The sequence below is a fragment of the Nitrospirota bacterium genome, from assembly GCA_016235245.1.
GTDB lineage: Bacteria > Nitrospirota > Thermodesulfovibrionia > Thermodesulfovibrionales > UBA6898 > UBA6898.
The window spans coordinates 75,867-88,754 of sequence record JACRLO010000010.1; the positions used below are offsets into that span (position 1 = coordinate 75,867).

The 12,888-nt window shown below is 51.9% G+C and carries 14 protein-coding genes; 9 read left to right on the forward strand and 5 right to left on the reverse strand.

All coding sequences use genetic code 11. The annotated features are described in order from the left end of the window. Nucleotides 1-193 precede the first annotated feature (193 nt). The 7 genes from HZB31_05075 to HZB31_05105 all read left to right on the forward strand — a co-directional run bounded on the left by HZB31_05075 (nt 194) and on the right by HZB31_05105 (nt 8,516). A complete protein-coding gene (locus tag HZB31_05075) occupies nt 194-1,816 on the forward strand; it encodes a methyl-accepting chemotaxis protein (GenBank protein MBI5847312.1) in 1,623 nt (540 codons plus the stop codon). Between the two features lie 191 nt (nt 1,817-2,007). Further along, nucleotides 2,008-3,429 carry an AAA family ATPase gene (locus HZB31_05080; protein ID MBI5847313.1) on the forward strand — a complete coding sequence of 474 codons (1,422 nt, stop codon included), beginning with the start codon at nt 2,008-2,010 and terminating at the stop codon, nt 3,427-3,429. Nucleotides 3,430-3,434: 5 nt separating this feature from the next. Then, nucleotides 3,435-4,205 carry a general secretion pathway protein GspB gene (locus HZB31_05085; GenBank protein ID MBI5847314.1) on the forward strand — a complete coding sequence of 257 codons (771 nt, stop codon included), beginning with the start codon at nt 3,435-3,437 and terminating at the stop codon, nt 4,203-4,205. Nucleotides 4,206-4,255: 50 nt separating this feature from the next. Further along, nucleotides 4,256-5,140 carry an HDOD domain-containing protein gene (locus HZB31_05090; GenBank protein MBI5847315.1) on the forward strand — a complete coding sequence of 295 codons (885 nt, stop codon included), beginning with the start codon at nt 4,256-4,258 and terminating at the stop codon, nt 5,138-5,140. 131 nt (nt 5,141-5,271) lie between these two features. Then, nucleotides 5,272-6,600, forward strand: coding sequence for a hypothetical protein (locus HZB31_05095; protein MBI5847316.1), 1,329 nt, complete (start codon nt 5,272-5,274; stop codon nt 6,598-6,600). A gap of 117 nt (nt 6,601-6,717) precedes the next feature. Beyond that, nucleotides 6,718-7,725, forward strand: coding sequence for a GGDEF domain-containing protein (locus HZB31_05100; GenBank protein MBI5847317.1), 1,008 nt, complete (start codon nt 6,718-6,720; stop codon nt 7,723-7,725). A gap of 23 nt (nt 7,726-7,748) precedes the next feature. After that, nucleotides 7,749-8,516, forward strand: coding sequence for an MBL fold metallo-hydrolase (locus HZB31_05105; protein ID MBI5847318.1), 768 nt, complete (start codon nt 7,749-7,751; stop codon nt 8,514-8,516). A gap of 33 nt (nt 8,517-8,549) precedes the next feature. Here the strand turns inward: HZB31_05105 and HZB31_05110 are convergent, their stop codons facing one another. The 5 genes from HZB31_05110 to HZB31_05130 all read right to left on the reverse strand — a co-directional run bounded on the left by HZB31_05110 (nt 8,550) and on the right by HZB31_05130 (nt 12,039). Beyond that, nucleotides 8,550-8,750, reverse strand: coding sequence for a hypothetical protein (locus HZB31_05110; GenBank protein MBI5847319.1), 201 nt, complete (start codon nt 8,748-8,750; stop codon nt 8,550-8,552). 120 nt (nt 8,751-8,870) lie between these two features. Beyond that, nucleotides 8,871-9,800, reverse strand: a complete 930-nt coding sequence (locus HZB31_05115; protein MBI5847320.1) for a hypothetical protein — start codon at nt 9,798-9,800, stop codon at nt 8,871-8,873. An 18-nt stretch (nt 9,801-9,818) separates the two neighbouring features. After that, nucleotides 9,819-10,451 carry a DUF3786 domain-containing protein gene (locus tag HZB31_05120; protein ID MBI5847321.1) on the reverse strand — a complete coding sequence of 211 codons (633 nt, stop codon included), beginning with the start codon at nt 10,449-10,451 and terminating at the stop codon, nt 9,819-9,821. A 108-nt stretch (nt 10,452-10,559) separates the two neighbouring features. Next, nucleotides 10,560-11,024 carry a hypothetical protein gene (locus tag HZB31_05125; GenBank protein MBI5847322.1) on the reverse strand — a complete coding sequence of 155 codons (465 nt, stop codon included), beginning with the start codon at nt 11,022-11,024 and terminating at the stop codon, nt 10,560-10,562. 175 nt (nt 11,025-11,199) lie between these two features. After that, nucleotides 11,200-12,039 carry a GntR family transcriptional regulator gene (locus HZB31_05130; protein ID MBI5847323.1) on the reverse strand — a complete coding sequence of 280 codons (840 nt, stop codon included), beginning with the start codon at nt 12,037-12,039 and terminating at the stop codon, nt 11,200-11,202. A 189-nt stretch (nt 12,040-12,228) separates the two neighbouring features. Between HZB31_05130 and HZB31_05135 the strand changes: the two genes are divergently transcribed. Together HZB31_05135 and HZB31_05140 are read left to right on the forward strand one after the other, a co-directional pair. Continuing rightward, a complete protein-coding gene (locus tag HZB31_05135) occupies nt 12,229-12,576 on the forward strand; it encodes an HNH nuclease family protein (protein MBI5847324.1) in 348 nt (115 codons plus the stop codon). Nucleotides 12,577-12,618: 42 nt separating this feature from the next. Beyond that, complete coding sequence (locus HZB31_05140) at nt 12,619-12,804, forward strand: hypothetical protein (GenBank protein MBI5847325.1); 186 nt, start codon at nt 12,619-12,621, stop codon at nt 12,802-12,804. Nucleotides 12,805-12,888: the final 84 nt, after the last annotated feature.

The following is a 12,888-nucleotide window of genomic DNA, read 5'->3' on the forward strand; positions in this document are numbered from 1 at the left end:
CTGCGTTGGTGATGTCAAGCACCCTACGGAGGCAGTACATTGCCGGGCCTGCCGCGGCAATGTGACGTAGCGTGCTGCAGATTGCTGTATGGTCCGTACATTGAGCCGGCGGAGTCCAGAGCTTCGGGGGTTCCCCCTGGCAGGATTTCAGAAATTAAAGTTTTTTTAAAAGAAACCGAAAAGAATACACATTATGAACTATAAGAGTCTCTCTCTGAAATGGAAGATCCTTCTTCCGGTCGCTGCCATTATGATCTCAATCGGGGTCTTCTATTCCATGATCGGCGGAAGCATCATCAGGGACATCGCTATTCAGGAGAATAAGCGCAATATGGAGCATCTCTCCGAGACCCTCTTTGGCGTGATGAGTGAATATATGCTCTCTGACAAGTTTAATGAGAATAAGGTCAAATTTCTTGCCCATATGAATAAGATGCTTCCGGTCTCCATGGTCCGCAGCGAAAAGCTGGACGCGCAGTTCGGCAAAAGACCTGCAGAGGAGTATGCCCGGACCGGGGCCGAGAAGGAAGTGCTCAGGACCGGCGAGACGGTTTTTGTCGTTGAGCAGATTCAGGGCAAACCCTATCTCAGGGGAGTCTTTCCGTATAAGAACGTCGCAGACTATATGGGAATGAGTTGTGTGGGCTGTCATGTGCAGGGTGCAAAAGAGGGGGACATCCTGGGCGCGTTGAGTATTGCCGTCCCCCTCAACGCAGTCTATGCGGCACTCCTCAAGACAAGGGTCATGATAACTGCCGTTGCCGCAGCCATTGCGGTCATAACGACTTTCATTGTCTTCTATCTGCTTAAGACCTTCATACTGCTGCCGCTGGGTGCTGCAGTCGATGTGGTGGAGAAGGCTGCGAAGAAGGATTTCAGTAAGATACTCAAAGTGCGCTATAAGGACGAAATCGGTAGGCTTGTGGAGTCGATCAATGCCATGTCCGGCGCGATTGCCTCGTCCATGAAAGAGGTCGGCTCCATCTCGGGGGAGCTTTCTGTCAATGCGGACACCCTGAAAAAGGCCATTGAGCAGTCCATTGAAGGGACGAGAAAACAGGCCCAGCAGGCTGCCATGATCGCAACAGCGTCTGAGGAGATGTCTCAAACGATTACCGGGATAGCGCAGAGCGGATCCAAGGCTGCTGATCTGTCGTCCGGTGCCCTGGGTGCTGCCAATAAGGGCAAGGACGTGCTGCAGGAATCGGTCGGCAAGATAGAATCAGCAGGCCGGTCCACAAAGGAACTCTCTTCCCTGATCGAGCGGCTCAATGTCAGTGTAACGGAGATCGGCGACATCATAACGGTCATTAAAGACATTGCAGACCAGACGAATCTCCTTGCACTGAATGCGGCCATCGAGGCTGCACGTGCCGGCGAGCAGGGCAGGGGCTTTGCCGTAGTTGCCGACGAGGTGAGAAAACTTGCCGAGAGGACTACGAAGGCTACGGGGGAGATTTCCGAAAGAATTGCGGCAGTGCAGGCAGGGTCAAAGCAGACTGCCCTGTCTATGGAAAACTCCATGGCCTATGCCACCGAGAGTGTTTTATCCATGCAGAAGACAGGGGCGTCGCTCGACGACATTGTGGTCTCGATTCATTCAGCCTCTGATGAGGTTGCGCAGATTGCGGCAGCCGTGGAGGAGCAGTCAGCCACGGCCACGGATATAACGCGCAATATTGAAGATATTTCTGTCATTGCGCAGCAGACCGAAAACTCGGCAGAGAAACTCCTGGAGATATTTGACAAGATGAACGGGTTTGCCCAGTCCCTCAACGGGATGGCTGCCGGGTTTAAATTCTTCGGAAAGAAATAGCAACATGCTCCTGTATGGAGATGCAGCGGATTGCCACTGCCTTCGGCCCGGGAGGGTCTTTCTTCTTTTGCAGCCGTCATGTCGGCTGTTCCAGCAATACGCTGATAACCTGCTGAAAATTGGTATAATCACCCTATGGACGTTAAACGGTTGGTGCCAGGTGATCCAGTCTGCCGGTCTATGGAGGTCTGATGTACCGCGAGGCATTTGACCTGAGGGAAAAGCCTTTTTCCCTTGCTGCCGACCCCCGGTATCTGTATATGAGCCAGCAGCACTGGGAGGCAATGGCGCATCTTATGTACGGGGTTGAAGACGATTGGGGCTTTGTCCTCATTACCGGAGAGATCGGCACCGGCAAAACAACCCTCTGCCGCCTTCTTCTTGATCAGATGCCTGCGGACGTGGAGGTTGCCTTTCTGATGAATCCCAAGCTCACGGTGCCGGAGCTGCTCGTCTCTGTATGTGACGAGTTTCGGATCGAACATCCGCCGGCAGAAGCAGGCACCAGGGAGCTCTTTGACCGCATCAGCGTCCATCTGCTTGATCTTCATGCCCGTGCAAAGAAGGCGTTGCTTATTATTGACGAAGCACAGTATCTGTCTCCTGAGGTTATAGATCAGCTGCGGCTCCTGACCAACCTTGAGACCGCGGAAGGCAAGCTCCTCAGGATTATACTGCTTGGTCAGCCGGAGCTGCGGGAGAAACTTGCGCAGCCTGAGCTTGAGCAGATGTCGCAGCGTATTACGGCACGATATCATTTGGGCCCGCTGTCAGAGCAGGATGTCGCTGCCTATGTAAGCCATCGCATGTCGCTTGCAGGTGCGCGGCGACAGTTCTTTACGCGCTTGGCCATGAAGGCTCTTTTCCGCATGAGCCGCGGAGTGCCTCGGCTCATAAACGTGATCTGCGACAGGGCGCTGCTGGGCTCCTGCATGAAGAAGGAAACGGTTGTCAGCCGTACGACACTGATTCAGGCCGGGCGTGAAGTGTTGGGTGAGGAGCGTTTCAGAAATCGTTCAAGGAGGCCTGCCGGACTCCGTTGGGCTGCAGCGGGTGTTGCAGTCGGGCTGGCCGGAGCAGTTCTTATTTTTCTGAGCTTCAATCTGTCTCTGACGAAGGCAGCGCCTGTAACACCATTGTATGTACCTTTTGAAGCGGCGGTCAGGGCGGCTGCACCCGGGGCCGCTGCAGCGGCCAGGCAGCCAGTGCCCGGATCGGAGCGCAGACGAGACGGCTCGAACAAAGATCAGACGGAGAAGAAGGTGCTGACCAAAAACCTCCCGGTACAATTGACTGAACATGCGTTTTGTTCGGATGGGGACCTGTTTAAGCTTGCCTGCATGGACTCTCAGAAAGCGGCACACGGACCCGGGACCCCGGTTCCTTCATCCCTGAGACGATCTTCTCTGTATGGAGGAGACCTGTTTGTTACCCTGAAGGCGCTTAGAGACAACAAAACCCTTCCCGGGGTGGGAGGTCTTGAGGCTGCGGTCGATATCCCTGATATCCATGCTCTCTGGACAGTCCCTTTAGCCGCACCGGAATCGATCGGTCTGCCTGATGCTGCTCAGTTGAAGTTATACCGTATAGCGGCCGGTCGTCGAAAGGGCTGATCGCAATGTCATTTATCCTTGACCAGCTGAAAAAATCCGGCAAAAAGCGCGCACTGGAAATGAATATGCGCAGACAGTCGGAGAAGCCGGCGCCAACAACGGCTGAGCCCCTGCTGGTGAGGTCAGATGCTCCTGCACCTGTCAGCATGCAAAAATGGCAGTTGGCATTTGTTGCGGTCCTGCTTGGGGCCGTTGTCTTCTATGGGGCAGTCGTTTTTTTCAGGGGCAGTCCTGCAACCAAGCGGCCTGAAATTCCTACTGCTGCAGGTCTTGCCAGGGAGACTTCCCTTCCGCCGACAGCGCCTTTGTCGGCTCCTTTGGTGCTGCCTCCTCAGTCCTCTCTTCAGGATGCGGGAGCACCCGAGCCAAAGAGCTCGGCGGCAGAGCTGAAACCGATTGAGGCCGCAAAGGCAGTTAGGGAAGTGGCAATACCGGATAAAGGACGCAACGACCGCGATCATGCAGGGGCAGACATATCGACAGTTGAAAAGGAGAAAAAGCCGCGTGCTGCGGTGACAGACGCTCCGATCAGGGATGAACCTTCTGACTCGGTCCTGGAGTTTAAGCAGCTGCCGCTGTCTGTGAGGAAGAATCTTCCGGATATCAGAGTCACCTCTCACCTGTATAAAAAAGAGTCCCGACTCGTCAGCATCAACGGCAGGATTATGACGGAAGGATTTAATATGGATGACGGATTATTCCTTGAAGAGATTACGCCCCAGGGAGTGATACTCAGTTATGGAAGATACCGCTTTCTTGTCAGAGCGGAGAGATAGGTCCTGCGGCCTGAATATCGTGCCGCACAAAAGGGGGCGAGGCAGCTCTTATGGCGGTTACCACTGAATTGATCCTCCAGGAAGTTGAAGCAGAGCTCGATGCGATGCACCTCGGGTTCAGGCTCAGCGTTGAAGATCAGGCGATCCTCGATGAACCTCACCTTGCGAGCAAATACCGGATTCTCGAACTGGAAGACAAGCTGCCTGTTGACCTCAAGAACGAGCTCTTTCGCATCGCCAGTTCACCGCTTTACAGCAAGGCAGGCATGCAGAAGGTTTCGGATTTTTGGGAGGTTTCGGCAGTCCTGGGCCTCGAAAATATCAAGGCCTATATATTCAGCAGCGCCCTTTTTGGTATTGCGACTTCGAACCAGGATGTTACTGATCTTAAGAATAAGGCGCTGGCCACCGCCGGTCTCTCCATGGCGATCATGCATAATGTCCTCGGTTTTGGCGGCAATACGGCCTCAAAGGTGCAGCTCTGCGCCCTGGTAAGCGAGTTTGGCAAGATACCCCTTTTCATCTATCGCCAGAACCACATCAGTGACAAGACGATTTCAGAGATCATGACCGACGATTTTATTAATATCCATCACGGGAAATTCGGCCTCAGCATGGTCGAGAAATTCAACCTGCCGGATTTTTTGAAAGACCTCTTTGACAAGAAGTCGCTGATCTTCTTTGAGGGACCTCATGAGTTTTCGATCACCACCATTGTCCGCATGGTCAAGCTGCTGGTGCGCGACAGTTTTAAGCATCACGGCAAGCTGGTGCTGACCTCGGTTGTCGATGACCAATACGGCATTATTTCCGGTTCTGTCGGAACCGAGATCCAGGGCTTTTTTGATTCTCTGGGCATAGGAAATCTTATAGAAGTTATTCCCTTTGAAACAACGGCCCAGCAGAATGCACGCAGGAAAAAAGCGAAGCCATAGCACGAGCAGCGAACCGGATTCTCTTGCAGATGACACGGCGCGCGTAAACATTAAATTGATTTAATTCTATGGTTTTTATTTTATGTTACGATCTTACGGTAAATACTATCTAAGGAGATGTGGTGAAGAAAATGACGTATAGGAATTGGCGTGTATTGTTTGTCTGTCTGTTGTTGCTTTTTTTGTTTGGATTGTTTGGGTGTGGCGGCGGTAAAGAGAATGAGAGCGCCGGATCAGGGGCGGTCTCCCCGGTAACAGCGGGTGAATATGTGGTTTTCGCCTGGAATGATCTGGGGATGCACTGTCTTAATCCGACATATGATACGGCTGTAATATTGCCGCCCTATAACAACCTCGTAGCCCAGGTCGTGCAGAAGGGCAATCCTCCCAGGATTGTTACGGCCGGTCTGACCGTTGACTACCGGATACTGAACAATACCTATTCTTCCGGCAAAAGGGATTCCTATGGCGCGGTCTTTTCCCAGTTCTGGAGCAACGCCCTGGCGCTTTTCGGCATTAACCTGACCATAGACAGGGGACTCAACCTGGTCGATTCCGGCGTCCATAACGGGCTGTCTGGTCAGATGCTGGCAAAGGGAGACCATTTTGCAGCCGACGGTATCCCGGTGACCCCTGTTGAGGATGGAGGGACATGGAACCCGTATCAGGTGGCAGAGATAAGCGTTAAGGACGCATCAGGGAAGGTCCTTGCAGCAACCCGCGCGACAGTGCCGACATCGGACGAAATAAACTGTCAGAAATGCCATGGTGCAGATGCCTTCAACGACCTGCTCCAAAGGCATGATCAGCTGCACGGAACGACGCTGATGGCACAGAAGCCGGTCCTTTGCGCGAATTGCCATGGCAGTCCTGCTCTTGGCAAGACCGGTCCCGGGTCTTCAGGTACATATCTTTCCTATGCCATACACAATTCACATGCTTCGCGGGGAGCGTCCTGCTACGATTGTCATCCGGGAGTAACGACGAAATGCAGCCGCAGTCTTGCACATACTGCGCAGGACGGCAACTGCGCGAACTGTCATGGCAGCATGCAGCAGGTCGCTGACTCGATTGTGGGAGGAAGGGTGCCTTGGGTGTCAGAGCCGACGTGCCTGTCATGCCATAATATCAGCGGGGTCAACACCGGCTCAGTCTTATACCGGGACGCAAAGGGACATGGTAATCTGTTCTGTGCAAGCTGTCACGGAAGCCCGCATGCAATGGTCCCCACCGATCAGCCCTCTGACAATTATCAGGCTATACAGTATCAGGGGAAGGCAAAGACCATCGGCAGTTGCGGCGCCTGTCACAGGAACTCCCGGGGAGATGGTCTTTCAGAGTTTGCCCAAACGCATGGCGGCGCATCACCAAGACACCGGAATGCCTGCCATATCTGTCATACCGAGGTCTCTTCCAATACCGCAGGCTGGCCGCATGCCTTCCAGTGGAAGGCCCGATAGCGAAATAACCGCCAGGATTCCTGGATTGCGGGTGCAGAGTATTTCCTGCACCCGCAATCTGCCATTAGATTTTCATCGCTTTCACGTATAATAATCGGATCATGAATATGAGGATGTATGTCTGATAAGGAGATAAGCAGGTGGCGCAGTTTGGCCTCAGTGATTGCTGAGTTCAGGGTAAAGGCCGGGTCACGGTTGCAACTCAATGAGCTGGCAGCCTTTTATGCCGGCGAGCTTTCCCGGATATTTGATTCTGCAGCCTGCATACTATTTCTGGGTCATGACGATGCCACATCTCTCCTTGTCTCTGCCGGTGTGCAGGGGGCTCTCAGGGAGTCCGAATATCAGACTGACATGCCTCTGCTGCGGCATCTCTCCCTTACGCGGAAGGGTTTTTTTTGGGGGCCGGATCAGTGCAGGACCTCGGACTTCTTCCCCGGAGAAAAACCGCATTCATTGCTCTGCAGCCCTGTGATCGTGCGGGATGTGGTGAGCGGTTTTTTTTCTCTCTCTTCGTCAGAAAAAGATATTTTTGGCCCCGAGGACCTGGCGATGGCAGAGCTCCTGTCCGGCGAGCTTGCCACGGTAATGGAGATATCGTCCCTTCAGTTGACGCTGGATGCGGTTTCGGTGACTGATCCGCTGACCGGCTGCTATAACGCAAAGAAATTTAATGACGACATCGAGGTAGACATCCCCTGTTCTGAACGGTATGGGCGGCCGCTATCGCTGGTGAAGATCGATATCGACTTCATGCAGCATTATAATGAGGCCTTTGGCAGAGTAAGCGGCGATCAGCTCATCAGAAAAGTCGGAGAGACCCTGTCATACAGTATCCGGATGTGTGACAGGCTGTATCGCTTCGGTGGAGAGGAGTTTATCCTCATCCTGCCGGGTATCGACAAGGAAAGAGGCGTTTTCGCTGCGCAAAGACTGCAGAAAGCTCTCGGCCAGCTCAGGTTTGAAGGAGAGTCTGACAGTCAGCCGGGCGGAATGATTACCTACAGCATTGGTGTTGCGAGCTTTCCTGTTGATGCGGTATTCAAGGACGGATTGATGAAGAAGCTTGATGCGGCTCTTCTGAGGTCAAAGGAATCGGGAGGGAATGCCGTAGTCTCGCCTTAGTGCGGACGCGGTCCATAACGGTTATGCTGGCTTTTTCATTACAATCGGGAAGCAATGGCAACTGTATTTATGTTGAAACGGGCGGCGTAAAGCTCCTCTTTGATGCAGGCATAAACGGTGTCCAGGCCGAGAAGAAGCTGGCGGCGCAGGGGCGGGATATCCGTGAGGTCGATGCGGTGATCATTTCCCATGACCATGGAGATCATATCAGGTTTGCGGGTATCTACCAGAGGAAATATGGTCTGCCGCTGTATGTTACCCGAAAGACCCTGGATATATCTGTCAGACGGCATCCTCTTGGCAAGCTGCATGATGTGCGTTTTTTTCAATCTGACGGCGTGATCAATTTTGGAAACGTGACGGTTCAATCGACCCCCACACCCCACGACAGCGAAGACGGAGCGGTTTTTGTTATTGCGTCCGGTGAGAAACGCCTGGGAATCATGACTGATCTGGGACATGCCTTTGACGGCTTGGCAGATCTTATCTCCACCCTTGACGCGGTCTTTATCGAGAGCAATTATGACCCTGACATGCTTGCGCGAGGGCCCTACACCGCTTATCTTAAACAGCGGATCAAAGGACCAGAAGGCCATCTGTCAAATCTCGAATCTGCAGAACTGCTCAGGGTGGCATCACAGGGGAACTTGAAGTGGGCCTGCCTGGCACATCTTTCAGAACAGAATAATAAGGCGTCTCTGGCTATTGCAACGCACCGGAAGATAGTACATCCCCTGCTTCCGCTTTATATTGCGAGCAGGTATACGACGTCGGATATCCTCAGCGTCTGAAGTAGCAACACTGCCTCTGCGCAGCGTATGGTATCAGGTTGCCATTTTTTTCAGAATACCGTAGCGTTTTAGAATGATCTCCCGGTGCTCATGCTCCTCTGCGGCGATACGGTCAAAGATGACTTTCAGTTCCGGATGGCCGCTATTATCAGCGATGTCCTTGTACATAAGATAGGCCTCATATTCCTTATCGATGGCAAGTTTCATTTTTGCAAACAGCTCTTGTTCATCCATCTGATCCTCCTTCGGGTTCCCGCTCTCAGTTTTCAATCGGCCGGCGGAGCGTTCCTGCTTTCTTCCCTTCTCTTTAAAAGGGCCTGAATGTCAAAGACTGAAGTCTGGCCCGGTGATGTATCACTGCCTTTGTGCCACCGCTGGCAGCGCGGCCTTCTTCTGCAGCAGCAACTGATTTTTCAGCTCACGTCTTTTATTGTTCAGATACTGTTCCTTCTCGAGTTCATGCAGCTGTCTTTTATGACGGTCTGTCAGATCATACCAGCGGCTGACACGTTTCTCGAACTGCTGGTCTGAAGGAAATTTCAGCGAATCGAGATACGATACAATTGCGCAGTAGTAGCGAACGACATTCCGTTCGACGGCACCCTTAATGCCGCCCACATAAGCAGGATTGCCGTGCTCATCAGTTCCGGCAATACTGAAGCCGACCTTGCTGCGGCCGATAGTCGCAAAATAACTTTTCATGGCTATGCGTCCCAGTGGTCCGTAGCCGAAGGTGTAGCTCAGATGGAGGAGTGTTTTGTCTCTGCCCAGGGGAATGATCTCGACATGAATTTTGTGGTCCTTCGTGCTAAGGGGACCTTCTGCCGCGATAAGCTGCAGGGCAAGATAGTCAGGCTGCTGCGACTTGACGCGGAAGACATAGTGGAGTTTGTGGGCCTCTTCAGGGGGCTGATAGTATTTGCGCCCGCTGTACAGGTTCAGATGCCATGAGCGATCGTTCATGACATAGGTACACGCCTTGTCATTGATATGAAGAAGTGCGATATCGCACCAGTTGGCAGGCATTTCAAGTGCCTGATATACGGCTCTGAAGGGATGCTCAACGATGCCGTATACATCAACGCCGGCGTTATAACCTTCCTCGTGAGATTCTACATAAAGCGGCATATTAAATACATTTTTGAGCAGCATTGGCTCTATTTCCTGATACCTTGTCCTCAAAGCACTAACAGTCAACAGCGTTGAATCATCGGCATGAGCAGGGCGAAGAGGGAAGAAGCAGAACAGTATAAGGATGCCGGTCTGAAGCGTCCGAATCTTCATGGCCCCGTCATTCCTCCCCTATCCATCGATCATGACGACACAGGTCATCATGGCGACCGCCCAGATAACGTCAGAAAGGGCAAGCTGAAATTCACAGGTCGAGTCGAAAAAGAGGTCAACGCGCGGCGGGAACTCCTCATCCTCAAGCCAGAGGATCATGGTGACCGGAACACGGGGCAGGGGGTGAAAGCGCAGATAGGCATCTCCGTACCCGGTGACGACCTCTGCGCCATATTCCCGGCCCTTGCGGATAAACCCCTCTCTGTCTTTAGCGAATTGTTCCGCGATCAGCTCAACCGGCAGCACATGAGTTCCTGTGGTGAATCTGTGGCCGCCCTTCACATCTACAGGGCGTATCAGCTTACCTGTTGGCGGGATGTCCTTGGCATTGGACATATACCAGAGCACTGCCATCCTGAAGAAATCATTTAACTTTCCGAGGAAGAGAGAACCGGCGTTTGAGGGACAGGCGATCAACATCTCGCACGGGTTTACCTGAAAGTCGATGCCATAAGACCTGAGAATATAGGCTTCAGTCTTATTGTCATAAGCAGTCCCGGTCCGTTTTGATACATCATCGCGGGAAAGGCCACAAACGAGTTCCCATGCCTTTTCCTCACCGTTCTGTATCTTTATCGGAACAAGGTCCATAAGATATTATAATGAATTTATAAGAAATTAGGATAAGAATAAATCAGCCGGAGGCTCTCTGTACCCCCGGCTGACCTGCTTAGCTGACTATGTCAGGAAGGAATTACGCTACGCAGCCTTGCACAGGAGATCAAGATGCCCCTGAAGATCGCGTGGCGCGACAATATTATCAGGCACCTTATGGCCGGACAGCGATGTGGCAATGATCCTCTTCATCAGGCTGTTTACGCAAAATTTGATCACATCGTCAGGCGACAGGTTTGCGGCATTGTCTATCACAAGGGGTTCTGTGTACCATGTCTCGTTGGTCGGCGCCATGCCGGCGCACTCGGAGGTTTTAAAGTTTTCTCTGGGGGTCGCACCTTTGGAAATGGCCAGCGTGCAAAGGTCGTATTTTACGAGTTGCAGACCGCTCAGCATCGGATTTGAGCCCAGTCCCAGGCGCCCGCGAAGCATGGGCATAAAGCGGGTGATGTTGACTCCCGAGCAATAGTGCAAGACGTCTTTGCTATCTTTTTTTTCGGGCTGAACAACAAAGTAAAAATAATCGGTGAAAAATTCAGACTGTTTCATTGCAGTTTCCTCCCTTATGTTGGTCTATATAGGACAACTTTACTCCTGTTTATGGGCCGTGTCAAGATTTATTTTGACGCACAGTTATTTCAGCAAAAACAAAAACGCAGTCTGCAATATATGCAGACCGCGTCAGGAAAAATAATTGGTTACGGCCGGTAGCGCAACGATAACTTTAATCGTTACTGATAAGCCTTATCCCGTTGCTCTCTATGGTAATTAGCCGTTCCTTATACAGAGAGCCTATGGCCTTCTTGTATGTCTTTTTGCTGACGCCGAACAGGTCGTATATGACCTCAGCCGGGCTTTTGTCCGTAACTGAGATAAAACCGCCCTGTTTCTTCAGTGCTGTAAGTATCGTTTCTGAAATACCGGCGATCTTTTCGTGGCCTGGCTTTTGAAGGCAAAGGTCTATCTTGTCGTCCTCCCGTATCTTCTTGACGTAGCCTGTTATCTTTTGCCCCTTTCGAAGGGGCTGAAATACCTCGTTCTTATACAAAAGGCCTGTGAGAGAGTTATTGATGATGGCCTCAAATCCAATCTCTGTCTTGTTGCTGACCAGCAACTCTACTTCCTGGCCTTCGCGAAGATCCACAGGAAGTCTGCCAAGGAATCTGCCCAGTTTTGAAGAAGCTACGATACGATTGCTTTTCTCGTCAAAAAAAATATATACGATATAGGATCTGCCTTCAAGCATTTTCTGCTTCTGTTCGCTAAACGGCACGAGCAGATCTTTCTTGAGGCCCCAATCGAGGAAGGCGCCGACCGGGGAGACAGACACGACCTTGAGCAGGGCGAACTCGCCCACCATGGCAAAGGGGATCTTTGTCGTGGCGACAAGCTGTCCCTCCGAATCATGATAAACAAAAACTTCGGGCATGTCTTCGCTTCCGTAATCGTTATCCGACAAGCTTCGCGGCATGAATATATCGCCCAGTTCTTTCCCGTCCAGCCAGACGCCGGTTTCGTTTTTCGAGTTCACTCTCAACCTGCTAATTTTTCCTATTGCTGTCATGTATTCATTGTCCTCGTCCCTCACGGTATTTCTTGATTGTTGTATGCCTGCTTCTTGCTGCACTGCCTAAGGCATTTTATTACGATTCGGATGATTTAGCCAGAAGAAAAATCAGACTTTGTATCTCTCCTGATTATCCGGTAAACTATGTGCAGGCTCGTGCCATGCTGATAAGCCTAAGGAGAAGCAATGAGACATAACCGGCTGGGCAGATCAGGCCTGCCTCAGAATAACGGCAGCGACAAGTCGGTGGAAGAGATTGTGAGGGAACTGAAACAGGCTGGTAAGGCTTCAGGCGATTATCGCGAGTTATCCCTTAAGATACATGGTCTCGTCTGCGCCAAGTGCGGCAGGGAGTTTGAAGAGAGGGAGCGACGGCTGCTGACGGTCCATCACAAAGACGGCAACCATAAGAATAACCCTTCTGACGGTTCAAACTGGGAGAATCTCTGTGTATATTGCCACGAGGATGAGCATAGCAGGGGCGTGCTTGCTGACTATCTGAAAGAGAAGGGCAGCAGACCAAAAGGCGTTTGACACATCTGACCCCTGCATTTCTGTAAGAAAAGGAGAGAAATTATGAGTATGTTACCGGAAGGTGAACAGCTGCGTAAGGCGGTGAAATGGATATCTGAGCAGAGGACTGACAACCCCGGGACCGCCCTGTTCAGCCTGATAGAAAAGGCCTGCCTGAAATTTGACCTGACGCCGAAGGATGGCGAATTTCTGATGCGGCATATGACTGAGCAGGACGCTGGATCATAAGCCGATGATCTTTCGCTGCATCCCTGCCGGACAGCTATCCTGCGGACAGGTATTGTCCTGATGACCGCACGGTGAATCCGACGA